Source organism: Streptomyces sp. NPDC017991, from assembly GCF_044328075.1.
In the GTDB taxonomy this organism is placed as follows: domain Bacteria; phylum Actinomycetota; class Actinomycetes; order Streptomycetales; family Streptomycetaceae; genus Streptomyces.
Genome location: NZ_JBIRGP010000013.1, coordinates 112,852 through 138,083, shown reverse-complemented (window position 1 = coordinate 138,083; position 25,232 = coordinate 112,852). Strand labels below are relative to the sequence as shown.

General features: G+C 70.7%; 25 protein-coding genes. 6 read left to right on the top strand and 19 right to left on the bottom strand.

All coding sequences use genetic code 11. The features are described from left to right. Positions 1-41: 41 nt before the first annotated feature. Positions 42-1,373, bottom strand: coding sequence for a geranylgeranyl reductase family protein (locus ACH4DZ_RS32880; RefSeq protein WP_328495813.1), 1,332 nt, complete (start codon positions 1,371-1,373; stop codon positions 42-44). Between the two features lie 131 nt (positions 1,374-1,504). Between ACH4DZ_RS32880 and ACH4DZ_RS32875 the strand changes: the two genes are divergently transcribed. Next, positions 1,505-2,011, top strand: coding sequence for a GNAT family N-acetyltransferase (locus ACH4DZ_RS32875; RefSeq protein ID WP_398291337.1), 507 nt, complete (start codon positions 1,505-1,507; stop codon positions 2,009-2,011). Between the two features lie 91 nt (positions 2,012-2,102). Then, positions 2,103-2,441 (top strand): PASTA domain-containing protein, encoded by a 339-nt coding sequence (locus ACH4DZ_RS32870; protein ID WP_398291335.1) that lies wholly within the window; start codon positions 2,103-2,105, stop codon positions 2,439-2,441. A gap of 109 nt (positions 2,442-2,550) precedes the next feature. On the opposite strand, the gene ACH4DZ_RS32865 is transcribed toward ACH4DZ_RS32870, so the two are convergent. The 4 genes from ACH4DZ_RS32865 to ACH4DZ_RS32850 all read right to left on the bottom strand — a co-directional run bounded on the left by ACH4DZ_RS32865 (position 2,551) and on the right by ACH4DZ_RS32850 (position 7,279). After that, positions 2,551-3,246, bottom strand: a complete 696-nt coding sequence (locus tag ACH4DZ_RS32865; protein WP_398291333.1) for a demethylmenaquinone methyltransferase — start codon at positions 3,244-3,246, stop codon at positions 2,551-2,553. Positions 3,247-3,343: 97 nt separating this feature from the next. Beyond that, on the bottom strand, positions 3,344-4,504 hold the full coding sequence (locus ACH4DZ_RS32860) for an acyltransferase (protein ID WP_398291331.1): 1,161 nt from the start codon (positions 4,502-4,504) through the stop codon (positions 3,344-3,346). Next, on the bottom strand, positions 4,504-6,819 hold the full coding sequence (locus tag ACH4DZ_RS32855) for a bifunctional polysaccharide deacetylase/glycosyltransferase family 2 protein (RefSeq protein ID WP_398291329.1): 2,316 nt from the start codon (positions 6,817-6,819) through the stop codon (positions 4,504-4,506). Before ACH4DZ_RS32855 ends, ACH4DZ_RS32860 begins: the two co-directional genes overlap by 1 nt. A 19-nt stretch (positions 6,820-6,838) precedes the next feature. Continuing rightward, a complete protein-coding gene (locus ACH4DZ_RS32850) occupies positions 6,839-7,279 on the bottom strand; it encodes a hypothetical protein (protein ID WP_398291327.1) in 441 nt (146 codons plus the stop codon). Between the two features lie 308 nt (positions 7,280-7,587). On the opposite strand from ACH4DZ_RS32850, the gene ACH4DZ_RS32845 reads away from it, so the two are divergent. Beyond that, the gene (locus tag ACH4DZ_RS32845; protein ID WP_398291325.1) at positions 7,588-8,637 is read left to right on the top strand and encodes a chitinase; all 1,050 of its coding nucleotides are present in this window, start codon (positions 7,588-7,590) and stop codon (positions 8,635-8,637) included. A gap of 236 nt (positions 8,638-8,873) precedes the next feature. On the opposite strand, the gene ACH4DZ_RS32840 is transcribed toward ACH4DZ_RS32845, so the two are convergent. Next, positions 8,874-9,839: a helix-turn-helix transcriptional regulator gene (locus ACH4DZ_RS32840; RefSeq protein ID WP_398291323.1), complete on the bottom strand. Its 966-nt coding sequence runs from the start codon at positions 9,837-9,839 to the stop codon at positions 8,874-8,876. 111 nt (positions 9,840-9,950) lie between these two features. Between ACH4DZ_RS32840 and ACH4DZ_RS32835 the strand changes: the two genes are divergently transcribed. Continuing rightward, a complete protein-coding gene (locus ACH4DZ_RS32835; protein WP_398291321.1) occupies positions 9,951-10,364 on the top strand; it encodes a VOC family protein in 414 nt (137 codons plus the stop codon). A 109-nt stretch (positions 10,365-10,473) separates the two neighbouring features. Here the strand turns inward: ACH4DZ_RS32835 and ACH4DZ_RS32830 are convergent, their stop codons facing one another. The 4 genes from ACH4DZ_RS32830 to ACH4DZ_RS32815 all read right to left on the bottom strand — a co-directional run bounded on the left by ACH4DZ_RS32830 (position 10,474) and on the right by ACH4DZ_RS32815 (position 16,039). Continuing rightward, positions 10,474-10,938 (bottom strand): imidazolonepropionase-like domain-containing protein, encoded by a 465-nt coding sequence (locus ACH4DZ_RS32830; RefSeq protein WP_398291319.1) that lies wholly within the window; start codon positions 10,936-10,938, stop codon positions 10,474-10,476. A gap of 27 nt (positions 10,939-10,965) precedes the next feature. Beyond that, entirely contained in the window at positions 10,966-12,165 is a 1,200-nt protein-coding gene (gene mqnC / locus ACH4DZ_RS32825) for a cyclic dehypoxanthinyl futalosine synthase (protein ID WP_398291658.1), read from the bottom strand. Positions 12,166-12,236: 71 nt separating this feature from the next. After that, a complete protein-coding gene (locus tag ACH4DZ_RS32820) occupies positions 12,237-13,028 on the bottom strand; it encodes a prepilin peptidase (protein WP_398291317.1) in 792 nt (263 codons plus the stop codon). Continuing rightward, a complete protein-coding gene (locus ACH4DZ_RS32815) occupies positions 13,025-16,039 on the bottom strand; it encodes a BTAD domain-containing putative transcriptional regulator (RefSeq protein WP_398291315.1) in 3,015 nt (1,004 codons plus the stop codon). The genes ACH4DZ_RS32820 and ACH4DZ_RS32815 overlap by 4 nt, the downstream gene beginning before the upstream one ends. A 338-nt stretch (positions 16,040-16,377) precedes the next feature. On the opposite strand from ACH4DZ_RS32815, the gene ACH4DZ_RS32810 reads away from it, so the two are divergent. Further along, entirely contained in the window at positions 16,378-17,031 is a 654-nt protein-coding gene (locus tag ACH4DZ_RS32810; RefSeq protein WP_398291313.1) for a hypothetical protein, read from the top strand. After that, entirely contained in the window at positions 17,028-18,098 is a 1,071-nt protein-coding gene (locus ACH4DZ_RS32805; RefSeq protein ID WP_398291311.1) for a hypothetical protein, read from the top strand. The genes ACH4DZ_RS32810 and ACH4DZ_RS32805 overlap by 4 nt, the downstream gene beginning before the upstream one ends. 19 nt (positions 18,099-18,117) lie before the next feature. Here ACH4DZ_RS32805 and ACH4DZ_RS32800 read toward each other — a convergent pair whose 3' ends face one another. From ACH4DZ_RS32800 to ACH4DZ_RS32760, 9 genes are all read right to left on the bottom strand, one after another. Continuing rightward, complete coding sequence (locus ACH4DZ_RS32800; protein ID WP_398291309.1) at positions 18,118-19,164, bottom strand: hypothetical protein; 1,047 nt, start codon at positions 19,162-19,164, stop codon at positions 18,118-18,120. Between the two features lie 80 nt (positions 19,165-19,244). Next, positions 19,245-19,715 (bottom strand): pilus assembly protein TadG-related protein, encoded by a 471-nt coding sequence (locus tag ACH4DZ_RS32795; protein ID WP_398291307.1) that lies wholly within the window; start codon positions 19,713-19,715, stop codon positions 19,245-19,247. Continuing rightward, entirely contained in the window at positions 19,715-20,167 is a 453-nt protein-coding gene (locus tag ACH4DZ_RS32790) for a TadE/TadG family type IV pilus assembly protein (protein ID WP_398291305.1), read from the bottom strand. The genes ACH4DZ_RS32795 and ACH4DZ_RS32790 overlap by 1 nt, the downstream gene beginning before the upstream one ends. A gap of 9 nt (positions 20,168-20,176) precedes the next feature. Further along, a complete protein-coding gene (locus tag ACH4DZ_RS32785; protein WP_398291656.1) occupies positions 20,177-20,557 on the bottom strand; it encodes a TadE family protein in 381 nt (126 codons plus the stop codon). Positions 20,558-20,687: 130 nt separating this feature from the next. Next, the gene (locus ACH4DZ_RS32780; protein ID WP_055509289.1) at positions 20,688-20,939 is read right to left on the bottom strand and encodes a hypothetical protein; all 252 of its coding nucleotides are present in this window, start codon (positions 20,937-20,939) and stop codon (positions 20,688-20,690) included. A gap of 58 nt (positions 20,940-20,997) precedes the next feature. Next, positions 20,998-21,930 (bottom strand): type II secretion system F family protein, encoded by a 933-nt coding sequence (locus ACH4DZ_RS32775; protein ID WP_398291303.1) that lies wholly within the window; start codon positions 21,928-21,930, stop codon positions 20,998-21,000. Further along, positions 21,927-22,916 (bottom strand): type II secretion system F family protein, encoded by a 990-nt coding sequence (locus tag ACH4DZ_RS32770; RefSeq protein WP_398291654.1) that lies wholly within the window; start codon positions 22,914-22,916, stop codon positions 21,927-21,929. The genes ACH4DZ_RS32775 and ACH4DZ_RS32770 overlap by 4 nt, the downstream gene beginning before the upstream one ends. Before the next feature lie 76 nt (positions 22,917-22,992). After that, a complete protein-coding gene (locus ACH4DZ_RS32765) occupies positions 22,993-24,303 on the bottom strand; it encodes a CpaF family protein (protein WP_398291301.1) in 1,311 nt (436 codons plus the stop codon). Positions 24,304-24,340: 37 nt separating this feature from the next. Next, a complete protein-coding gene (locus ACH4DZ_RS32760) occupies positions 24,341-25,213 on the bottom strand; it encodes a hypothetical protein (protein WP_398291299.1) in 873 nt (290 codons plus the stop codon). Between the last annotated feature and the right edge of the window lie 19 nt (positions 25,214-25,232).

The following is a 25,232-nucleotide window of genomic DNA, read 5'->3' as shown; positions in this document are numbered from 1 at the left end:
GTGCCGGGGCCGGGGCCGCGCCGGCCCCGGCCCCGGTCCCGTCAGGCCCGGGGGGCCACCTTCGTCAGGCCGTTGATGATGCGGTCCATCGCGTCGCCGCCCGTCGGGTCCGTCAGGTTGGCGAGCATCTTCAGGGTGAACTTCATCAGCATGGGGTGGGTGAGGCCGCGCTGTGCGGCGATCTTCATGACCTTCGGGTTGCCGATGAGCTTCACGAACGCGCGGCCGAGCGTGTAGTAGCCGCCGTAGGTGTCCTTGAGGACCTTCGGGTAGCGCTGGAGGGCGAGTTCGCGCTGGGCGGGGGTCGCGCGGGCCTGCGCCTGGACGATGACGTCCGCGGCGATCTGCCCGGACTCCATGGCGTACGCGATGCCCTCGCCGTTGAACGGGTTCACCATGCCGCCCGCGTCGCCGACGAGCAGCAGGCCCTTCGTGTAGTGGGGCTGGCGGTTGAAGGCCATCGGCAGGGCGGCCCCGCGGATCGGGATCGTCATGTTCTCCGGGGTGTAGCCCCAGTCCGCCGGCATCGAGGCGCACCACGCCTTGAGGACCTCGCGCCAGTCCAGTTCCTTGAACGAGGACGAGGTGTTGAGGACGCCCAGGCCGACGTTGGACGTGCCGTCGCCCATGCCGAAGATCCAGCCGTAGCCCGGCAGCAGGCGGTCCTCGCCGGGTCCGCGGCGGTCCCACAGTTCCAGCCACGACTCCAGGTAGTCGTCCTCGTGGCGCGGAGAGGTGAAGTACGTACGGACCGCGACGCCCATCGGGCGGTCCTCGCGCCGGTGCAGGCCCATCGCCAGGGACAGCCGGGTCGAGTTGCCGTCGGCGGCGACGACCAGGGGCGCGTGGAAGGTGACTTCGCGCTTCTCCTTGGAGTCGGCGTCACCGAGCTTCGCGTGGACGCCCGTGATGTGGCCCGTGCGGTCGTCGACGATCGGGGCGCCGACGTTGCAGCGCTCGTACAGACGCGCGCCCGCCTTCTGCGCCTGGCGGGCCAGCTGCTCGTCGAAGTCGTCGCGCTTGCGGACGAGTCCGTAGTCGGGGTACGAGGCGAGTTCCGGCCAGTCCAGCTGGAGGCGGACGCCTCCGCCGATGATGCGGAGCCCCTTGTTCCGCAGCCAGCCCGCCTCCTCCGAGATGTCGATCCCCATGGAGACGAGCTGTTTGGTGGCGCGGGGCGTCAGTCCGTCGCCGCACACCTTCTCCCGCGGGAACGCGGTCTTCTCCAGGAGCAGGACATCAAGCCCGGCCTTAGCCAGGTAGTACGCCGTGGTGGAACCGGCCGGCCCCGCCCCGACGACGATCACGTCGGCGGAATGCTCGGACAGGGGCGCGGCGTGTTCGGAGAGGGGCTGGGACTGGGACTCGGTCACGGCGGGGTCTCCCCAAGTCTCGAAGGCTCGAAAATCTCGTAGCGCGAAGTCTCGAAATCCGCGTGCTGACGGGCACGGGACATGGGCAGTCTATGCAGCGGTACTGATCACCTGGCTGAAGGGCTGCCCCCGTGAACCGAGCTCTCCCCGTGGTACACCTGCGCGTCCCCACCGACGAGGACGCCTTCGCCTGGCACCGGGCCTTCGACCACCCGGACGTGATGGAGTTCCACGGAGGGAAATCCGCCGAACTGTCCGTCTACGAGGAGCTGACCGCCCGCCAGCGACGGCACGACGCGGAGCACGGTTTCTGCTTCTGGACCCTGCTCGACGAGGAGGACCGGGTCATCGGCTTCACCGGCGCCCAGCCGTGGCCGCACGAGTGGGGCCCGAAGGGCGAGATCGAGATCGGCTGGCGGCTCGGCCGGGAGTACTGGGGCAAGGGGTACGTGACGGCGGCGGCGCGGGCCACGCTGGAACGGGTGCGCGCCACGGGCGTCTCCCGCGTGGTGGCCATGGTGAACTCCCGCAACGAGCGCTCGATCGCCGTGACCAGACGGCTGGGCATGGAGCTGGCGGAGACGTTCACCTCACCGAAGACGGATCAGTTCGGGCACTGCTACCGGCTGGCTCTCTGACGGGGCCGGGCCACCGGCGGCCCGCCCTCCGACGCCTTCCGGCGGGGCCCGGCATGGGCATACCCTGCGGGTACCGCTGGGGGTGACGTCTGTGCGCATACCACGCAAGACACCCGAAGTGCGCGTACCGCGGCTCGTCGGTCTGATGGCCGTGGACGCGCGCGAGACGGCCGAGGCCCGTGGAGTGCTCCTCGCCGCGCCCGACCGGCCCGACTTCGACCTGACGGTCGTCGACTACGTCGTACGCCAGTACCCGCTGCCCGGTTCCGAGGTGCCGCGCGGGGCGGTCGTGACGGTGTGGTTCGACCTCGGCGAGGGTGAGGGCGGCGGGGGCGCCGGGGTGCGCGAACCGCGACTGCCGCAGCCGCCGTCGGGCGGTCTGCAGCGCGAACTCGACTCTCCGCGCGACCCCTTCGCGCTCCTCAGGTGACCGCCACGCAGCCGGTCAGGACTGCCTGAGACTCCGGCCGCGCTCGCAGCACCGACCCTGCTCGAAGCGCCGACTCTGCTCGCAGCACCCGCCCTGCCTGTCCGTGGCGCTAGCCCTGCTTGAAGCCTCGGTGCAGCGCGACGATGCCGCCCGAGAGGTTGCGCCAGGCCACCTTCGACCAGCCGGCCCCGATCAGCCGCTCGGCGAGGGCGGGCTGGTCGGGCCACGCACGGATCGACTCGGCGAGGTAGACGTACGCCTCCGGGTTCGAGGAGACCGCACGGGCCACCGGCGGCAGCGCGCGCATCAGGTACTCGGTGTAGACCGTGCGGAACGGCGCCCATGTCGGGTGCGAGAACTCGCAGATCACCACCCGCCCGCCGGGCTTCGTCACCCGGTACAGCTCCCGCAGCGCGGTGTCCGTGGACTGCACGTTCCGCAGACCGAAGGAGATCGTCACCGCGTCGAAGGTGTCGTCCTTGAACGGCAGCTTCGTGGCGTCGCCCGCCGTGAGCGGCAGCCAGGGGTGGTTCTTCTTGCCGACCCTGAGCATCCCGAGGGAGAAGTCGCAGGGGACGACGTACGCACCCGTGCGCGCGAAGGGCAGGGAAGAGGTGGCGGTGCCCGCCGCGAGGTCCAGGATCTTCTGCGCGGGCCGCGCGTCGACCGCCTTCGCGACCTCCTTGCGCCACACCCGGTCCTGGCCCAGCGACAGCACGTCGTTCGTCAGGTCGTAGCGTTCCGCGACGTCGTCGAACATCGAGGCGACTTCGTGCGGCTGTTTGTTCAGGGATGCGCGGGTCACGGTCCCATTGTGGCAGTACGGGCCGCACGACTCTCCGGCGCCCGGCCCGTACGCCGGTCCGCGTGCCGCCCCGAGGACTGCTGCCCCGCGGACCCCCTCAGGGCAGCAGTCTCGGCCTCGACTTCGCCGCCACGTCCTCCACCCATCCGCACAGCAGGATGAACACGCCGATGAGGATCCAGCCGATGCCGAACATGAACCACTGGCTCTCCAGCGGCAGATACCTCTCGAAGGCCGGGACCTTCCAGAACTGGTCGATCAGCGGGATGGCCAGGATCAGCGCCAGCTCGTGCCAGAGGTAGACCGTCACCGCGCGGGCGTTGAAGATCCGCACGATCCGGTCGAGGCGCTTGAAACGGGCCAGCCACGCGAAGTCGATCCCGAGGCGCGCCTTCGCGTACATCAGCAGGGTCACGAACCCCGCCGACCAGAACGCCTGCGCGTAGGGGATGTCGTCGAGGTCGTACGAGCCCGTCTCGGCCTGGTGCGTGAAGGCGTACCAGCCGCCGTACGCGAGCGCCACGAGCGAGAGGACGACGACGGCGAACGGCTTCAGCCGCTGGAGCACCCCGTCGCGGTGCGCGAAGCCGAGAATCCAGCAGAAGAGGTACGTGGCCAGGTCGAGGAGTCCGACGCCGAAGCGGTCGTCCGGCGGCTCCCAGAGGAACTGGAGGACCACGATCGGCGCGAGCGAGAGGACCAGGACGGGAACCGGGGCCGGTCGGAAGACCCGCAGCAGCAGGGGCGACAGCAGGACGAACCAGAGGTAGGTCCGCAGGTACCAGAGGATCTCCCAGGCCTGCTCGCCCCAGGCGTTGCCCGGCGGGTCGCCGAGGGGCACGACCCAGTAGACGATCCGCCAGTCCGGCATCCAGCCGTGGATCAGCATCGCCACGACCACGAAGAAACCCCAGAACCAGAAGGGCGGCAGGAGCCGGCGGACGCGGCTCCTGATCACCTTGAGGGCGGGCCGCTCCAGGGACTTCGCCATCAGGGTGCCGGCGAGCGCGAACATGATCCCCATGGAGGGGAGGACCATGCCCGCCCAGGCCCACCCGAAGGTGTGGTAGGTGACCACACGGACGAGGGCGACGGCCCGGAGGGTGTCGAAGTACCGGTCGCGGCCCTTCGCGGTACGCCCCTCGGGCGGGGACGCCGCCGGGGCCGCCGGCTCCGGCTCCACCCGCGGCAGGCGGGCCGTGTCCGAGACCGCGGCGGACTCGACGACCGGGGGGCCGCCCCGGCGGTGCGAGCCCATCAGCCCACCCCTGCCGGGGTACCGACCTCTCCGGTGCGCTTCAGCTTCTGCCAGCGCAGCCGGCCGCCCGTGAGAGCCGTGATGCAGGAGTGGATCAGGACGAGGTACATCATCTGCCGGTACGCGAGCTGCTGCAGCGGCATCATCAGCAGATACCGGTACTTCTCCCGGTCGAGCCGGAACGCGTACGCCGCGCAGACGAGCTGGACGCACAGCACGGCCAGCCAGGCGAGCAGCGACGCCTTGAAGTCGATGAAGATCATCGAGTAGAGGGTGAACACGTCGATCAGCGGGGCGAAGACGGGCGTGACGATCTGGAAGAGCACCACCAGGGGCATGCCGACCCGGCCGAAGCGGCCCGAGGGCCCCTTGTCCGTCAGCGACTTGCGGTGCTTCCACAGCGCCTGCATGGTCCCGTACGACCATCGGTACCGCTGGGACCACAGCTGCTTGAGGGAGGCCGGCGCCTCGGTCCAGGCCTTGGCGTGCTCCTGGTAGACGACCCGCCAGCCCTCCCGGTGCATGGCGATGGTGATGTCGGTGTCCTCGGCGAGGGTGTCCTCGCTCATCCCGCCGACCGCGAGCACGGCCTCCCGGCGGAACGCGCCGATCGCGCCCGGGATGGTGGGCATGCAGCGCAGCAGGTCGTACATGCGGCGGTCGAGGTTGAAGCCCATCACGTACTCGATGTGCTGCCAGGCGCCGATGATCGTGTTCCGGTTGCCGACCTTGGCGTTGCCCGCGACCGCGCCGACGCCGGGGGCGGCGAAGGGCTGGACCAGCTGTCGTACGGTGTCCGCCTCGAAGACGGTGTCGCCGTCCATCATCACGACGATGTCGTGACCGGCGTTGCGCACGCCGTTGTTGAGGGCGGCCGGTTTGCCCGCGTTCTCCTGGCGGATGACGCGCACGTTCGGCATGCCGAGCGCCTCGGCGATCTCCTTGGTGCCGTCCGTGGAACCGTCGTCCACCACGATGATCTCGATCGGATGGGTGCTCTGCGCCAGCGACTTCAGGGTGTTGGCGATGCACTCCTTCTCGTTGTACGCGGGCACGACGACGGTGACCGGCCGGGTGACGGGCTCCCCCCAGCTGAACCGGCGTCTGTTGCGTTTGCGGTAGTGCCTGCGGGCGAGGATCAGCATCATCCCGAAGCGGCCCATGACTGCGACGCCCACGATCGCCAGCCCGGTCGCGAGCCCCGGTACGGTCCACTCGGCGACGGCGACCGCCGCGAGGAGCGCCTTGCCCTCGTAGAGGGTGGTGCCGGTGGCGGTGCGGTGAGCGGCCTGAAGGCTGTTGCCGCCCTGACCTGTCCGACCCCCCTGGCCTCCCTGACCTTCCTGGCCCTGCTGGCCGCCGGGCACCTGACCGGCAGCCTGACCGGTGGTCTGCCCAGCCGCCTGCCCGCCGTTCGCCTGCTGCTCCTCAGCGTCCGCCAGCTGGGTGGCACCGCTGATGGTGGTGAAGGTGTAGCCCTTCGCCTTCATCTTCTTGATGTACGTGCCGAGCGCCTTGACCGTCTGCGAACGCTCGCCGCCCGCGTCGTGGAAGAGCACCGACGCACCCTTGTTCTTCGACGGCGTGGCCCACTTGATGATCTTCGCGACGCCGGGCCGCTTCCAGTCGTCGCTGTCGGTGTCGACGAACACGCTGGTGTAGCCCTCGGCGCCGAGCTTCTTGTAGACGGGCCAGCTGTAGTTGTCGATGGCGTCCGTCTCCGAGGAGTACGGGGCACGGAACAGCGTCGTCGTGATGCCCGCCGCGCCCGCCAGGGCGAGCTGCGTCTGATCCATCTCCCGCTCGATCCGGGTGTTGCTCTGATACGAAAGGTCGACGTGCGTGAAGGTGTGGATGCCGACCTCGTTGCCCTGGTCCACCAGGTCGTTCACGATCGACGGGTAGCGCGAGACCATCGAGCCGACCAGGAAGAACGTACCCGGGACGTCGTTGTCCTGAAGGATCTTCAGGATCTGGGGCGTGTAGGTGGGGTTGGGGCCGTCGTCGAAGGTGAGCGCGATGGTCTTCTCCGGGACGGACAGGGACTGGGCCTCACCGTTCCTGAAGGAGAGGATCGGGCCGCCGTCGATGACGGAGTCCGGGACCTTGCTGGAGCTGGCGTTGCTGCGCACGCGCTCGTCGCCGCCGACCTCCGAGCGCAGATAGCCGTCGAGCAGCATCACGCTGGTGAGCGCGAGAAGGAGCAGCAGGGCGAGGATGACACGCGGTTTCTGCAGCGCCGCCGCCTTGCCCGCGGCCCGTGTCATCCGGGAGGGGGCCCGCCGGCGGCCGCGCGAGGGCGTCGTAGTAGCCATGAGTGTGGGTCCGTTCCGGTCAGTTGACGGCCGCGGAGGCGGACGCGGACGGGGCGGAGACGGACGCCGACGGGGCGGCGGTGGGTGCCGCGCCGGTCGCGACGCCCGAGGGCGGGGCGCCGGTGGGCCGCACGGGCGGACTGCCGGTACCGCCCTGCGGCTGGAGCCCGCCGCCGGGTCCGGAGTTCTGGCCGCCGTTCGGGCCGCCGTTCGGACCGCCCGCGCCGAAGGGCAGCAGCGAGGACGGCGTGAGCGAGGGGCCCCACCCCATGAACGCCATGCCGAGCACGACCGCGTACCCGATACAGACGACGCCGAGGAGGATGCCGATCCGGCGCAGAAACCTGGCCCTGCGACCGGAGTTGTCAACGAACACGGGGCCGTCTTCAGGCCCGTTGCCGCGTTTGCGGCGGCGGCCGCGCACAGCGGCGCGGGATTCGATGGCAGGCTCGGAATGCATTCCCCGGATATTAGGGAGCCTTTATGTGTCCGAAACTCTGATTCTGTTGTGAGACGGCCATGAGAAACGCCCGAGTCTGTCGTTTCCCTGAGAGAATCCTTGATCGCCGGACAGGCCGGTGACCGCCGAGAAGATGCCCAATGTCCGCATATTCATGTCCGGTTGATACTGTTTGCCGGGCCGTTTCCGTGCGCTTCCCCTGAATTTGCTGTCTTCGTGCAGCGGGGCCGCCCGTGAGACATTTTCACTTCGGAAACACGGTTTGTTTCCATCCTGAGACGAGAATCACGAGAGTGGGAGCATGCGCGATGAGGACTTTCCTGAAGCCGGCTGCCGGGCTCATCTGTGTGATCGCCCTGGCCACCGCGGGGTGTTCCTCGGGGGTGGACGACTCCTCCGACCCGGCCTCGACGAGCCGTCCGCAGAGCAGCGCGTCACCCTCCGGGAGTGCGTCCGACGGCTCGTCGGACAGTTCGTCGGGCACCGCTTACGCCCCGTACGTCAGCGCCACCACCGCCTCCGACAACGACTCGGCCGGCTCTCCGTCGACGTACAACCTGGCCTTCGTCATCGCGGACGGCAGTGCCTGTACGCCGTCCTGGAACGGCACGACCGCGATCGGCGACTCGGCGGTGAAATCCCGTATCTCGGCGCTGACCGGGTCGGGCTCGGCCGTGCGGGTCTCCTTCGGCGGGGCCTCCGGGAAGGAGCTGGCCTCGACCTGTGACAGCGCGTCGGAGCTGGCCGCCGCCTATGGGAAGGCGCTCGACGCGGCCGGGGCGACGGAGGCCGACTTCGACGTCGAGGGCACGCAGTTGACCGACTCCGACTCCGTCGCGCTGCGCTCCGAGGCGATCGCGCTGCTGCAGAAGGAGCGCGAGGATCTGGCGGTCACCTTCACGCTGCCCGTCATGCCGTCCGGTCTCGACGACGACAGCATGGCGCTGCTGGAGTCCGCCAACGACCACGGCGTCGTGGTGTCCACGGTCAACATCATGACCATGAACTACGGCAGTTCGTACGACGAGGACATGGGCGACTACGCGAAGACGTCGGCGCGGGCGGCCCACGATCAGCTGGAGGAGGTCTTCGGGCTGTCGGACTCGGGGGCGTGGAAGGGGCTCGCCCTGACGTCGATGCTGGGTGTCAACGACGTGGCCAACGAGACGTTCTCCTTGGCGGACGCCGCGGAGGTGCGGGCGTTCGCGGAGGAGAAGGGGGTTGCGTGGGTGTCGATGTGGTCCACGTTCCGGGACCAGCGGTGTGAAGGGGACGATGCGGCTTCGGATGACGCGGCGACCAACTGCAGTGGGGTTGAGCAGGGGGCGGGGGCGTTCGCTGAGGCGTTCACGGGGTGAGGGGCAGTGGGGCCCTGGGGTGGTTCTTCGGGTGCGGGTGCGCTGTGGCTGGTCGCGCAGTTCCCCGCGCCCCTGAGGGCGAAAGACAAAGGACTGCGCCGTTCCCCGCGCCCCTGACGGCGAAAGACGAAAGACTGCGCCGTTCCCCGCGCCCCTGAAGGCCAAAGACAAAAGACTGCGCCGTTCCCCGCGCCCCTGAAAGCCAAAGACAAAAGACTGCGCCGTTCCCCGCGCCCCTAAAGGCGGGTGTAGGCGGTCAGGCGGGTGGCGAATGTGGTGGTGAGGGCGCGTAGTTCCTCGGGGGTCTCGATGGTGAACGGGCGGTCGAGGGAGGCCAGTACCGGGGGGATCCAGTCGAGGTGCTCTGCCCGGAGCCTTACGCGCAGCCAGCCCTCGTGCCCGGCGTCCTCCTCCAGGGTCGCGACGCTCGCGGGGAGGCGGGCGCGGATCTGTTCGGTGGTTCCCTGGATCCGCAAGGTCACCTCGTACCGGTACCCGGCCGTCGCGAAGCCCGACACCACACGCTGTGCGGGGTCGATGCCCTCGGGCGGTTCGAACGAGCCCGGCAGCGTCCGCGCGTCCGCGATGCGGTCGAGCCGGAACGTACGGTCCTCGCCGCTCCCCGCGTCCTTGCCCGTGACGTACCACCGGCCCGAGTGGGCGACGATCCCGTAGGCGTGCAGCGTGCGTTCGCTGCGCCGGCCGTCGCCGCCGGTGTATCTCATCGCGACCGGCCGGCGGTGGCTCACCGCGTCGGCGAGGGTGAGCAGGACGTCGGCGTCCGGGGTGTCGAACTCACCGGGCCGATCCGTGAAGGCCAGCGAGTCCAGGAGTACGTCGAGCCGGCGGGCCACATGCTTGGGCAGCACCCGGTGGATCTTCGCCGACGCCGTCTCGCTCGCCGTGTGCCCCGCCGTCACCAGCCCGGTCCGGCGGCCGGCGACCAGGCCGAGCAGCACGGCCAGCGCCTCGTCGTCACTGAGCATGAGCGGCGGGAGGCGGTATCCGGGGCTCAGCCGGTAGCCGCCGTAACGGCCGCGCACCGACTCCACGGGCACGTCGAGGTCGGTCAGCTGACCCACGTACCGCCGCACGGTACGTCCGTCGACGCCGAGCCGCTCGGCCAGTTCGGCCACCGTCCGGGTGCCGCCGGACTGCAGCAGCTCCAGAAGGGTCAGTACGCGGCCGGCGGGTTTGGGCATGTTCGCAGCCTAATGCCGATACCGGACCGAAACTGTCCTCTATCTCTCCTAGCCTGCGAAGCACGCAGGAGGCACAGCGCCCCAGCCTGGCAGGACCCCGAGGAGAGCACCATGAACTTCGTCTCGATCCGCATCATCACCGGCGATGTCGCCCGGCTCGTCGCGTTCTACGAGCGGGTGACAGGGGTGGTGGCGGCCTGGGCCAACGACGACTTCGCCGAGCTGGGCACCCCCACCGCCACCCTCGCGATCGCGAGCACCCGCACGGTTCCGCTGTTCGCCCCGGGCTCGGCCCGCCCGGCGGAGAACCACAGCGTGATCACCGAGTTCCTCGTCGACGACGTGGACGGCGTCCACCGGAACCTGACCGGGTTCGTCACCGACTTCGTGGCCGGGCCCACCACGATGCCCTGGGGCAACCGCTCTCTCCTGCTCCGCGACCCCGACGGCAACCTCGTCAACTTCTTCACCCCGGTGACAGAGCAGGCGAGGAAGAAGTTCGCGGGCACCGGCAAGCCCCTTTAGGGGCGCGGGGAACTGCGCGCCCAGCCACGACGCACCCGCACCTGCACCTGCACCTGCACCTGCACCTGCACCCGACGCACGAGCCCCACCAGCGGAGCGCACGGCGGAGCTACCGGCGCCGGTGCACCAACCGCCCCCCGCACACCGTCGCCAGACACACCCCGTCCTCGCCGAAGACCGCGAGATCGGCCCGGCCCGTCGGCCGGATCACGGGCGGCGCGGCACCGGCCGACACGACCACATCCGTACGCTCGGCGGCGGCCCGCAGCTCAGCCGTGTCCACGTACTCCGCCAGCACGGCGACCGCCCCCGACTTCAGCAGAGCGTGAACCCGCTCGCGGGGCGTGGGCGCGTCCGGGACCGGCCCCCGATGGACCAGGCCGGGCCCGAGTACCCCGGGCCACGACCGCACCCGAGCACCCGGAAACCGCTCCCGCAGCTCCGCCAGGGACCCCGTCGCGGCGACCCGGTCCCCCTCCACCGCGACGGCCCCGCCCTTGACGGGGTCGCCGGTCGGGTCGGAGTCGTCCCAGCTGTGCCGCAGTTCGTCCGCCGCGTGAATCGTCAGCGCCACCGGAACGGAACCCCCTTTGCTCCGGGCCTAGTTGGTGGCGAGCAGCTTCAACTCGGGGTGAGCGGTCCCGCCCTCGATCGCGGTCGACGAGATGTGCGACTGGACCCGGTCGTCGACGGGGTCGTTCGCCGGGTCGTCGTGGACGACGAGATGCTCGTACGTCGTGGCCCGCTGCGCCGGGACGCGGCCCGCCTTGCGGATCAGGTCGATGATCTCCATGCGGTTCGAGCGGTGCTTGGCACCGGCCGACGAGACGACGTTCTCCTCCAGCATGATCGAACCGAGGTCGTCCGCGCCGTAGTGCAGCGACAGCTGGCCGACCTCCTTGCCGGTGGTGAGCCACGAGCCCTGGATGTGGGCCACGTTGTCCATGAACAGCCGCGCGATGGCGATCATCCGCAGGTACTCGAAGAGCGTGGCCTGCGTACGGCCCTTGAGGTGGTTGTTCTCGGGCTGGTACGTGTACGGGATGAAGGCCCGGAAGCCGCCCGTCCGGTCCTGTACGTCACGGATCATCCGCAGGTGCTCGATGCGCTCGGCGTTGGTCTCGCCGGTGCCCATGAGCATGGTGGACGTGGACTCCACGCCCAGGTTGTGCGCGATCTCCATGATCTCCAGCCAGCGCTCGCCGCTCTCCTTCAGCGGGGCGATGGCCTTGCGGGGCCGCGCGGGCAGCAGTTCGGCGCCGGCGCCGGCGAAGGAGTCGAGCCCGGCGGCGTGAATGCGCTCGATGGCCTCCTTCGCGGAGACCTTGGAGATACGGGCCATGTGCTCGACCTCGCTCGCCCCCAGGCTGTGGATGACGAGCTGCGGATACGCGGCCTTGATCGCGGAGAAGTGCTCCTCGTAGTACTCGACACCGAAGTCCGGGTGGTGCCCGCCCTGGAACATGATCTGCGTGCCGCCCAGCTCGACGGTCTCCGCGCAGCGGCGCAGGATGTCGTCGAGGTCGCGCGTCCAGCCCTTGGCGGTGTCCTTGGGCGGGGCGTAGAACGCGCAGAACTTGCACGCCGTGACGCAGACGTTCGTGTAGTTGATGTTCCGCTCGATGATGTACGTCGCGATGTGCTCCGTACCGGCGTACCGGCGGCGGCGTACGGCGTCGGCCGCGGAGCCGAGCGCGTGCAGCGGAGCGTCGCGGTAGAGGTCGAGCGCCTCTTCCGGGGTGATCCGCCCACCCTCGGCGGCACGGTCGAGGACGGACTGGAGGTCGGCCTTCTCGGTCACCGGGGCGGTCCCTTTCATGGGGGTGTGGACAGACTCAGTCAGCGTACGCCAGGCCGTGCGACCACCCGACGTCAGGCGGCGTACGCCCCTATCAGCAGGCCCGTGAACCCGCCCGCGATCAGGAAGGGGCCGAAGGGAATGGACGTCTTGCGCCCTGCCCTGCGGGCCACGACGAGCCCCATCCCGTACAGCCCGCCGAACAGGAACCCCGCGAACGTGCCGAGCAGCACGGTCCCCCAGCCGTACCAGCCGAGGACGGCACCGAGCCCGAGGGCGAGTTTCACGTCGCCGAAGCCCATGCCGTTCGGGCTGATGAGGAAGAGGACGAAGTAGCCCCCGCCGAGAGCCAGGGAGCCGTACAGCGCGGTCGGCCAGTAGCCGGCGTGCTCGGGCGCGGCCCAGGCGCCCGCGAGCAGGACCAGGGCGGCGCCGGCCAGGGACAGCGTCAGTACGTCCGGCAGGCGCTGGACGCGGAAGTCCACGACGGCGAGGAGTACGCCGAGGGGCGCGAGCAGCAGCCAGACGGCCAGCTCGGGCCGGGTACCGGTGGCCGCGGCGAGGGCACCGCACACGAGAGCGGTGGCGAGGGCGACGAGGAGGGTGCCGGGACCGTACGCACTCCCCCCGCACTCCCGGCACCGGGCCGGGCCGACCCAGCCGCCGAGCGGGCCACTGAGGGGGCCGCCGAGGGGGCCGCCGAGGGGGCCGCCGATCCGGTGTCCCTCGGGACACCGGTCCGCCCACGGCTCGTCGGGGTCGACGGAGAAGCGGTACGCGGGACGGGGCACGAACAGACCGGCGACGCCGCCCCACAGGACGGCGCCGACGATCACCATCAGGTCGATCGGCCCGAGGCCGTTCATCCCGCGGCGGCGACGCCGCTGCGCCAGGTCGGCAGCAGCTCGTCGAGGAGCGCCTCGGTCCGGGGCGGCAGTCCGCGCGCGCCGCTGCGTGCGACGAGGTCCGCCGCGAGCCGCTTCAGCCGGTCGCTGTCGCCGGTCGCGTGCGTGGCCCGCAGCAGCTCGTGCCACAGCCGCTCGTCGGCGGGCGCGGAGCCCAGCGCCGCGTCGAGCGCCTCGATCGCCTTCTCGGCCCGGTCCTTCTCCAGGTGGAACGCGGAGAGGGCGAGCCCGATGTCCGCGACGAGCAGCGGCAGTTGGGCGTCGATGATCTCGTGGGTCAGCCAGCCGTACCGCCCCTCGGGCCGCTCGGCCAGCAGCGGACCCCGTACGAGCACCAGCGCGTCGGTCAGCAGACGGCCGCGGACCGCGCGGCTGCCGGCGCCCCGGCCCTGGGTGGCCTCGTGGTAGAGCGAGCGCAGGACGTCCAGGTCGGACACCACGGACTTGGCGAGCTTGAGCCGCCCGGTCGCGTCGGCGGCGAGGCGGGGTGTGCCGTCCGGGTCGGCGCCGAGCCAGGCGCGCAGCCGCTCGACGAGCGCGTCCCGTACGTCGTCGGTGACCCCGCGCGGCCAGAGCGCGGAGGACAGCACCCGCGGGTGCACGCCCTCGCGGTGCAGGAGCAGCAGCGCCAGCGCCTCGTGGAGCAGCGGACTGCGCTCACCGTCCGGCGTGTCGAGCCCGATGATCTCGTACGGGCCGACGAGCCGCGCGTACACCGCGGGACGCCCCTGCTCGCTGATGTCGACGAGGAACGGCGGTGTCGGGGTGGGCCGGTCGTCGTCGCGGTCGGGGTCGGCGTCGGTGAACAGCTCGACGACCGCGCGCTGCTGGGACACCGGCAGGAGCTGCGCGTCGAGTTCGAGGCCGAGGAGCGGCGCGAGGAGCTTGCCCTCGCTGGTGATCTCCATCTCCCAGGCGGCGCCGGGCAGATCGCCCGACTGGGTGCCGACGAGGTATCCGATGCCCAACCGGCTGGCGTCGGCGGCCAGTTCGGCGAGTGTGACGGCGTCCTCGGCGGACGGCTCGGCGGCGAGCAGCACGAGGTGCGGCGCCCAACGGGTGTGCTGGGCAGGCCCCGTACGCCCGGTGAGAACGGAGTCGTGCCCGGCCGCCCCCAGTGCCCCGCGCCGCTGCCGCGTCTCGGCCTCCATGGTCTCCACGAGTGCCTCGATGTCGTCGAGGTGGCGGAGCCGGTTCGGGGCGAGAGGTGTCAGGTCCTCGCCGAAGCCGACGAGGGTGATGGTCATGCGGTCGGACCACCCGTTGGTGGCCAACTCGGCGGCCACGGAGGCGAAGACGCCCGCCCGGTCCTGCTCACGGCCGCTCAGCGAGACGATGCCGGGCACCGACTCCAGGTTGAGCAGCAGCCGCGAGTCGTCCATCGTGCCGAGACTGACGAGCCCGGGGTACGGGGCGGCCGTGTCCACGTCCTCGTACCGCTCGGCGTCGGCGCGGGCCAGCATCCAGAACGTCTGGTCCTGCCCGAGCTGCCACGGCGCGGGCGGCCGGCCGGCCGGCTGGGCGAGCTGGAGGTGCAGATCGCCGTTGCCGCCCATCCAGGCCGCGTACACGGTCGGCAGCGGACGGGACTCCCCCGCCAGCGACGCGGCGAGCCCGCGCAACGACCGGTCCAGCAGGCGTACGCCCTCGGGGTCGGCCCCCACCAACAGCGCGTCCTGCGCGTCGGCCGCGGCGCCGGTGGGCGTCGGCGGCTCCATGCCGCGGCGCCCGCCGACGGCACCGAGCGCGGACTGCCACAGCGCCTGGCGGCGGCGCCGGCCGAGTGCGCCGAGGAGACCGGCGGCGAGGAGGGGCGCGCCGAGGAGTGCCTGCGGCAGCCCGAACCCGCCGCCCTCACCGGCGGCGGGCGCGGCATGCTCCTGCCCGCCCTGGCGGCCCTGCTCATGCCCCTGACCGGGGCGCTGCTCGGGAAGGCTGATGTGGGCGGTGTCGCGATCCCGCGCACCGGACCCGCCGTCCTGCCGGCCTGCCCCCTGCTGTCCGGGCCGGCCCTGCTCCTGCGCGCCGCCGGTCCTGGCGTAGTCGGAGATCTGCCGCTGGACGTCCGGCGAGACCTTCGGGGCCTCGTCGGGCATCTCGACCAGTTCGCCGCCGCGGGCGTCGCCGGGCATCTCCATGATCCAGCCGGGCCGGATGAGGCTGGCCTCGGAGAGTTTCGAACCGTCGGGCTGCGCGCGGTCCTTGTTGAGCTGGTAGATCTCCTTGTACCGGCGTCCGTCTCCGAGGTGGCGCTCGGCGACCTCCCAGAGGGAGTCGTGATGGCGGCCCTCGGGCGGCTGGATCCGGTAGAACTTCGTGGCGTCCTCGGACGCGTGGGCGCCCCCGCCCTCCGCGTGCGCGGCGGCTTCGGCGGCCTGCTCGGCCAGTGCGGCGGCGCTCGCGGCGGTCTGCGCCTGCTGCTGTGCCAGCAGCCCGCCCGGGGTCTGCTGCGCCGCCGCGGCGACGGCGGGCCGCTGGTTCCCCTCCAACTGCTGGCCCAGCTGCGACAGACCCGGCGTGAAGCTCGCCGCGGCGGCGCCGACCAGCAGCAGCGCGGCGACGAGCTGCCGTGCGAGCAGCTGGCTCGGGCCGGCCCCGGGCACCCGGTTGGGCAGTCCGACACCGGACAGCGCGGCCTTCATCTCGACGAGCACACACGCGGTGAACTGGGCCCAGGCCAGCCAGACGACCACGGTCAGCACGTTGATGAACGTGTCGACGGTGATCTCCTGCTGCAGCCACTCCGTCGTCGGCGCGCCGGAGGGCAGCGGCCAGCCGATCTGGACGGCGAGCGCGCCGGGCACGCCGACGAGCAGCACGAGCAGGGCGACGAAGGCGAGGAACGCCTTGACGAAGTCCCCCACCGTGCGGCGGCGCCGGGGCAGGGGCTGCGGCGTCCGATTCCTCGGACCCGGCGAGCCCGCCGAGCCCGGCGAGCTTCCCGGCGAGTTGGAAGTGGTACGTCGCGCCATGGCGGGTGTCCTGATGTCGTGTGGGAAGGGAGGGAGAACAGGGGTGTGCTGAGCCTACTTAGATCGTATTGAGCCTGTCGAAGGGTGGGGAGAGCGTGCGTGCCTTCGCCGCGCCGGGTTCATCGACATCTGCGGCGTAAGCCCGATTCGCCCGGTCAACCGCCTGCCCGCCGCCGCCCGAATCGGTACGGCTTCGCAACTGCCATGGGCCCGGCCCTCACGATCCCCACACAATCCCCCAGCGCTGACCCGAGGGCCTCTACGCCCCCCTGATAGCTTCGTTCCCTGCTGCACACGAGCACACATGCGCACACGCCTTAAACAGGGGGAGTACAACCGTGGCCCGCCACACCGTGACCACCGCCGCGCTCGCCGCCACGGCGGCACTCCTGCTCACCGCGTGCACAGGAAACAACGACAAGCCGTCGGACGACATCAAGGGGGCGGACACGGGGGCGAACGTCAGCCCGTCGGCCACCGCCTCCACTTCGGCGGACGGCGACGGTCCCGACCTCAGCCTGCCGAAGGACGTCGACCTCGTCTTCGACTTCGACAAGCCCTCCGACGCGAAGCACGAGGCCGCACTCGCCGACGCGAAGAACTACCTCCGGGCGATGTACCACGGCATCGTCGCGCAGGACCCGGACGACCCGGCCTACCGGTACTACTCGGGCGGCCAGGCCACGCAGTACGTCAAGTCGCAGATCGAGGCAGCCGTGAAGGGAGGCTGGACTCCCTCCGGAACCGAGATGTACTACGACGAGGACGTCACCACACTGAGCGATGGCAAACGCACCCTCGTCACCTTCTGCAGCGACCAGTCGAAGATCTTCAGCAAGGACATCGAGTCCGGGGAGATCAACCGCACCGAGGAAAGCCTGAGCAGCTATTTGAAGTTCCGGCTGCTCATGCTGCCGCCGTCGGGCTCCTCCCAGGTCTGGAAAGCGCAGGTCTCCGAGGTCGTCAGCAAGGCGAAGGAATGCCGGGTATGAGGATTCCGGCCTCCTCGCGGCTCCTGATCGCGGGTGCGACCGCCGCCGCCGTGCTGTGGAGCGGCGGCAACGCCTACGCCGACCTGGACGGGGACAGGGCGACCACCCCGGCACCCGGTGCTTCCGGCGACGCTCACGGCCATGACGTGTCCGCCACCGTCTCCCGCATCAAGGTCACCCAGGTCAGCGGCCCCACCGGCGGCAAGCGCGGCAGCCTCTCGTCGACGGACGTGAACTGGACGCCACCGCCCTGCTGGTACGAACCCGTCCTCACCTCGGCCCAGCTCAAGGCGCTCGCGGAGACGAACGGCCTGGGACACGTCAGCCCGCACACGTCCTGGGGCGGCGAGAAGCTGTGGACGGACCACTACCGGGACGGCAAGGACGCCTACAACTTCAAGGACGGCTCCCTCGACACCGTCAAGGGTTACGAGGACTACAACACCGGCAAGGACGGGTACTTCTGGCGGGGTGTGGCCCCCGACCCCGCCCACCCGGCCTCGTGGGACTGCGAACGCGTCATGTTCTGGCAGAACGCCGGCGACATCCCCGCCGTCCCGAACGCCCCCACCGCCAAGACCCTCGCCGAGTACGCGTACGACAAGGTCGAGGTCCCCGGTACCGAGATCGAGCTGAAGCCGGCAGCCAGGTCGACGGTGAACGCGCCGACCTGGGTGTGGCTGGACAAGGGCACGTTCCAGGAGGTCGAGGTCCGCGCCGAACTGCCGAACACGAACCTGTGGGCACGGACGACGGCGAAGCCGGTCGCGCTGCACCTGGAGCCGGGCACGGCGGACGCGGACACCTTCCCCGCCTCCGGCGACTGCGGGATCAACGAGGACGGCTCGATCGGCACCCCGTACCGGACGGGTGACGCCGGTACGACACCGCCGTGCGGCATCTCCTACCGGCGGGCCACAGGCGGCGACCCGTACGAGCTGAAGGCCTCCGTCACCTGGCGGATCACCTGGGAAGGCACCGGCGGCGCGGGCGGCACCCTCCCGAACGGCACCTTCGAGACCACCCGGCCCATGAACGTCCAGGAAATCCAGTCGGTCAACCGCTGACGCGCCCGAAAGATGCGCGTCAGCCGGGAAGCCGCAGGTCCGTGCAATGGTGGCGTTTTGCTGAAGCCTGGGCGAAACCGGTGAGAAGGTTCTCGGCCAAGTCCCGCTGCGCCGCGGTGTCGAGGGAATTCCTCACGTCGGAGTCGAGCGTGAACAGCGCCCGAGCACTGAACCCAGGGCACTTGGCACTCGCCCACACGCCGTAGGAATCGCTTCCCGCCGTGCGGTTGTACTGCTGACCGTATTTTTCCTCATCCGATGCCGAACGAAGCCTCTGGGCGAACGGACCGAACGAGCCATAGAGCCTGTAGCGGGCCTCACCTCCCACCCCGTCCGGCGCCTCGCTCGCGCCCAGCAGGCAGCCTTCCATCGGGGCGGTACCGGACGTCTCCGTCTCCATGATCGGCCGGACGAGGCCGGCATGCCCACGCAGCGGCACACCCTGGCAGGTTCCCTCCGCGACGCCTGATCGCGACGGCTTGGGCGCCGCCGGAAGATCCGGGATCCGACCGCCGGGGTCCGCTTCACAGGACCACCGGCGGGCTGCGTTCACCGCGATGGTGGTAGCCAGTTCGGCAATCTTCCGGGCTCTTTCCGGAGACGGGGCATCGGAGGTGAGCTCCTGCGCGGAGACGGCCACGGAGACGTCTTTGTTGCGGCAGGGGAGCACCACGGAGATGACGCCCCGACCTGTGAAACCGTGCCAGCCACCGCCGAGGGGAGTGGGTGGCACCTCCCACTCCCGCAGCTGGATCGCGGTGAACATGCTCTCGCCGTTCTCGCTGGCACCGAGCGCCTGGCCCGGGATCCGGCCGAGGAAGAGGTTGATGTTCCCGACACGGCACATGTCGTAGTCGAGTCCGGCGCCGAAACGCTGGTCGGTGAAGTCCAGATCCGCCGTGTCCAAGTCCGTGAACACCGCCGACTCGTCGTACGGGATCAACCCCTTGCAGTAACCGGCGAGTTTGTCCTCGTACCGCCACCCCCGGGCGGTGTCACTCAGGCGGTACCACGCGAAGCCCGCCACGCAGGCGAGCACCAACGGCAACGCCACGTACAGCGCCACCCGTCGCATCCCACGCATCGGTTCTCCTGCCCCCTCATAGCCCAGTCGTCACGTTTCAGCCCGCCGGGGGACCGCGTCGCTCATCCCACCTCGTTCTCCGCCACAGCCCGTCCCCGTACCGTCACGTCGCCGCCGTAGAACATTCCTGTGAAGACCGGTGAGTAGGTGAGCTGGACCTCCACCTCGACCTGGTCGGCGTTCGCGGCGACGCAGTTCGTGGCGGCTGTGTCGGCGCCGGTCATGCCCATCTCACGGGCGAAGGCCTTCACGCGGGCGCCGCAGTTCTCGAAGAGGATCGGGGCGCCGCCGCCCTCGTTCTCGTACAGCGCGTCGAGGTCGACGTCCTGGGCCGCGTAACGGGCGGCCTGTTCCGCGATGTCGGCGGCCCGTTCGCGCTTGGAGATGGACAGGCCGCCGTCGATGACGAAGGCCGACAGGGACAGGAACACGAGCGCGAAGATGATCACCGCGCCGGCGCCCGACCCCCGGTCGTCGAGCCGCTCGCGGCGGGCCGCCGCCCAAGCACCCAAGGAGTCCTTCACGCGCCCCATCACGCCTTCCTCTTGAAGGGGTCGAGCGGCGAGGTGAACGACGCCTCAAGACGGGTCGGTACGTCCAGACCCAGCATCGCCAGGCCCCGCACCTCGCAGCTGACCTCCACGGTGAAGAGGTCCGCGTCCTCGAAACCGGCGCTGGTCTTGTTCACCGACACCGGACCGGAGCAGACGTCCGCCAGGTCGGCGTCCGCGGCCTTCTGCGCCTGAGCCATCGCCGAACCCTCGTCCCGTTGCAGCGAACCGGAGCGGGCCGCGTCCCGGGCGGCCCCGTCGAGCGCTCCTCGTCCGTCGACCAGTTGCCCGAAGGCCACCAGCACCAGGATGAAGAGGATCATCACCGGGGCGAGGATCACCACCTCCACGGTGGACAGCCCCCGGTCACCGAGGCCGGCGCCGCGCGAAAGCGGTCGCCCCACAAGCCTCACAAGCTTCACAAGTGGGCGCATCTGACGCATCTAGTTCCCGTCATCCTCGACGAACCGCTCCACCGGCCCCACCGACTGCGCGTGCACGGTCAGATCCATCCCCGGGAAGACCGACGGCACCTTCGCCGTGATCTCCACCCCGACCGTGTCCGGGTCCGGCTGGAGCAGGTTCACGTCGGGGCCGAGCACCAACTGCGGTCCCAGCTGCGCGATGTAGCTGTCCACGACGTCCCGCGCCTCGCCGCGCCACGCGCCCGGGGACTCGTCGGCCGTGGCGCGGGCCTTGCGCGCACCGGCCTGGGCCGCCGCCTGGGCCACGTGGTCGGCGAAGAAGTACAGCGCGAACTGCACCGTCGCGAAGATCATGAAGAAGAGGACCGGCGTGAGCAGCACGAACTCGATCGCGGTCATGCCGGAGTCGCCGCGGGCGGAGGCGGCCTCCACCCGGCGGCGGACCCGGCGGACCAGGCGTCGTGCGCTCACCAGCAACCCCGTGTACGTGAGAGAGAAATCGGCTGCGGAAGCCGCGGAACCGGCGGGATCAGCAGGTGCTGCCCGCGTCCGCGCCCTTGATGCAGTCGCCGACCTTGTTGGCACCGTCGCTGAGCGCGGCGTTGATGATCGCGGCGACCACGCCGACGATCGCCACGACGACCGCCGAGATGATGACCCACTCCACCGCGGACGCACCGCGGTCGAGTTCGCCGGAGCGGGCGCGCTGCACCCGGCCCTGGAGGAAGGTGATCAGGAAGTCCACCCCCGGGATCCCGGTGCTGTAGTTCCGTCCGTTCATGGTGAGTTGTCCTCTCAAGACAGTTCGGGTCGGTGCAGGAGTTTGGTGGTTGCCGGGCTCAGACCTGGAACACGCGCATCGCCGCCGGGAAGATCAGGAAGACCAGGAAACCGGCGCAGAGCAGCAGCTGCGCCACGAGCATCGACTGCGACTTCTCCCCCGCGCTGCCCTCGATCTCGGCGAGTTCGCGGTGCCGCATGGTCTCGGCGCGCGAGGCGAGCGACTCGCGCACCTTCGCGCCGTCGTCCGCGACCAGCGCCAACGAGGCCGACAGGTCCTTCAGCTCCTCGACCCCGATCTCCTCCCCCAGCGAGCCGAGGGCCTGCCACTGGCTGATGCCGGTGATGCGGGCGTCCGCGAGCGCGTTGCGGATGCGCTGCGTGGCCCAGCCGTCGGAGACCTCGGCCGCCGCCATCAGCGCCTCGGGGAGACCGCGGCCGCCCGCCAGGCTCATCGACACCAGGTCGAGGTACGCGCCGATCACGCGCCGCAGGTCACGCCGCTTCTCGGCCGCGTCCCGCCGCACTTCGAGGTCCGGCAGGAAGAAGAAGACGAGCGCGAAGACCAGGGCCAGCCAGACCGGGATGGCGGGGCTGCGGCTGAAGCCGAGCGTCCAGACCACCGCGAACATGAGCGGCCCGAAGAACAGTCCCGCGGCCCCCAGCAGCACCTTCGTCGCGAGGAAGTTCTCCCAGCGCCGGTCGAGCACCGCCAGGTCGGCCCGCAGCGAGCGCAGTTCCCAGCCCTGCTGGATGTACAGCTGGGCGACGCGCTGCCCGACCCGGGCGCGTACGCTGCCGAGCCGTCCGCCGTCGGCGTCGGAGGTGCGGTGCGCGGACTCGTACGCCGCTCCCCGCGCCCTCATCGCGTCGATGCGGGCGACCTGGGCGACCGCGCTGCGCTTGGCCGGCATCAGCGCGCGGACCAGGACGTAGATGCCCAGGCCCAGGACGGCACCGACCAGGACGGGCAGGGTCAGGGTCGAGCTCATCGGCGTACCCCCTCCTCCGGCGACGACAGCGGCAGCGACTGCTGCTGGGACGGCGTCTGCTGCTGGGGCGGCGTCTGCGAGCCCGGCTGCGTCCGGGGGCGGACGAACTGGACCGCCGACTCGTCCCGCACCAGGAACCGCTCCGGCGTCTCGATGGTCGACAGCTTGCGCAGCCACCAGAAGCCGAGGGCGAACAGACCGCAGACACACGCGAGTACGAGCTGGCCGACGGCCGTCCCGTACGGCTCGACGAACTCGCGGTTGAAGATGGACAGGCCGAGCACGAAGGCGATCGACACGGCCACGACGATCTGCACCGAGCGGCGGGTCGAGGCGCGCTGGGCCATCACGCGCTGGCGCATGTCGACCTCTTCGCGCGCCGACTTGGCGAGCGCGCCAAGCACCTGGCGCAGACCCGGGCCGCGCAGGCGCGCGTTGAGGATCAGCGCGGCCACGATGATGTCGGCTGACGCGTCGTCGATCTCGTCGGCGAGCTGCTGCAGGGCCTCGGGCAGCGGCGTACGGGAGCGCAGTCGGTCCACGAGGGCGTCGAGGTGCGGACGCAGGACCGGTGCCGAGGCGCGGGCGGAGGCGGGGATGGCCTGTTCGAGGCCGACCGCGCCCGCGATGGTGTCGCGCAGCGACTCGGTCCAGGAGGCGAGGGCCTCCACGCGCTTCATGGCGGCCTTCTCCTCGGAGGCGCCGCCGAAGAGCTTGTCCCAGAAGAAGACGAGGACGGCGGTCGCGATACCGGCGACGGCCCACCGGGTGAGCAGCAGGACGACGATGCCGGCGATGGCGGCGATCGAACCGCGCCGGCCGGCGAACCGTACGAGCTCCGCGGCCCGTTCGCTCGCCTTCTGCTTCTCGTGCTCGGGCTTGGCTGGCAGGCCGCGGACCGCGACGGTGAGCAGGGCGAGGCCGCCGCCCACCGCGACACCGCACGCGAGGGCGTACAGGACCGTCGTGGAGAACAGCCCGCCCATGGAGCCGAGCGAGTCGAGAGCGGCCGGCGTCATGCTCGGCCGTCCCGTGGTCATGGTCGGTTCTTGCATGATCGAGTCACCCCCAGTTCCCGCCGGGCAGGCGATAGCCGTACTGGATCAGGTCTTCGAGGCAGGACAGGGGCGCGTGCGGCAGGACCCGGCCGTCCGGTGTCTCCGCGAACACCTCGCTGGACAGGACGCGTCCGTCGACGCCGTTGACCTCGCGGATCGAGGTGACCACACGCTGGAGCCGGCCGCCCGACTCGAAGTTGTTGCGCCGCTGGACGAAGACGACGAAGTTCACCGCGCCCGCGACGAGCATCTGGCTGGCCTCGATGGGCAGACGTTCGGTGGCCTGGAGCGCGTAGGTGGAGATGCGGTTGAACACCTCGTGGGAGCTGTTGGCGTGGATCGTGGACAGCGAGCCGTCGTTGCCCTGCGACATCGCGTTCAGCATGGTCACGATCTCGTCGCCGAGGACCTCACCGACGATGACGCGCGAGGGGTTCATACGCAGCGACCGCCGGACCAGTTCGGCCATCGAGATCATGCCCTGGCCCTCGGAGTTCGGCAGCCGCTCCTCGAACGCCACGACGTTCGGGTGCAGATCGGCGAAGGTGTCGAGGCCCAGCTCCAGGGCGCGCTCGACGGTGATGAGGCGTTCCTGCGGCGGGATCTCGTTGGCGAGCGCGCGCAGGAGCGTCGTCTTTCCGGCGTTGGTGGCGCCCGCGATCATGATGTTCTTACGGGCCCGGACCGCGCAGGCGAGGAAGTGACCGACCTCGGGGGTGAGCGTGCCGTTGCCGACGAGGTCCGACATGAAGACCTTGCCCATGCGGGCGCGACGGATGGACAGCGCGGGTCTGCGGGTCACGTCCATGACGGCGGACAGTCGCGAACCGTCCGGCAGCCGCAGGTCGAGCTGCGGGTTCGCGGAGTCGAAGGGCCGGGAGGACAGACCCGAGTACGCGCCGAGGATCTGGATCAGCTCGATCAGCTCCTCGTCGGTCTCGGCGACCGGATCGGCCCTGACCTCCTCGCCGTTCGCGTAGCCGACGAAGACCTGGTCGTACCCGTTGATGTCGATGTTCTCGACCTCGGGGTTGTCCAGCAGCGGCTGCAGGCGCCCGACGCCGAAGAGCGCCGCGTGCACGGCGGCGGCGTACTGCTCCTCGGTCTCGGCGTCCAGGGGCGTGCGCCCGGAGTTGATCTCCGTGCGGGCGTAGTCCTCCAGGATCTGGGCGATGACCGCGCGGGCGTACTGCCGCTCGTCCTCGTTGGACATCGGCGTGACGCCGGAGACCTGGTCGAGGCGGCGCTGCTCGGCGATACGGTCACCGGCGTCCTGCCGGAACCGCTTGACGAGCTGGTGGTCGACAGCGGTCATCGGCCCGCCTCCGTCGCCCTCTGCGTGCCGGCCACGGTCATCGGCCGGCTCCGGCGGTCGGCCGGCCGCCCGGGCCACCGGGACCGCCCGGACCGCCGGCCGTCGGTACGGACCAGGCCGCGCCGAACTGCTGGTAGAGGTCCGAGGTCACCTTGCGTGCCGAGCGGATGAGCAGCGACTTGTCGAGCCGTCCGCGCTTGCGGCCGGCCAACTGGTCGGCGCCGGTGGGGTCTTCGGCGATCGTGCCGACGACGCGGGCGCCGGTCTGCGCGGCCATCAGCATGTCGTCGACCTGGTGGACGATCTTGGCGGAGTCGCCCGGGTCGGTGATCAGCACGACGCCGATGAGGGGCGTGCCGAGCGCCGCCGCGCCCCGCGGTCCGCCGTGCAGCTTGGCGGTGAGCGCGGCGGCCCGGTCGCGCACCCGCGCGATGGCCTCCGGCTCGGTTCGCGACACCAGCAGGACGAGCGCGGCCTGCGAGAACATCTCCACGGCCGGGGAGTCCCCGCTGATCCGTCCGCAGTCCGCTATGACGTCGGCGGGCGCGTGCTCGGAGTCGGCGAGCTGCGCGAAGGCACGGCCGAGGGTGGGCCACAGCCCGGCGAGCCCGGCCGCCTGCTCGGCGTGCGCGAGCCCGACGAGCACGTCGAGCCCACCGCTCAACGGCTGTACGTGGTCCCAGATCTGGTCCGGTACGAGGCCGCGGCGGGCCGTGGCGGCTATGGAGAGCATGCCGGTGTTGGGGTTCAGCGGTCCGCCGTGCGCGGCGGCGCTGCGGTACACGAGGTCGCCGCCGGCCGGGTCGGTCTCGGCGAGCAGCACGCGGCGCGGCCAGACCGCCGCGAGGGCGACGGCCGTCGTGGTGACGCCGGGGGAGCCTTTGTCCGCGGCGAGGGCGATGAGGGCCATGGTGTGTGTGACTCTCTGC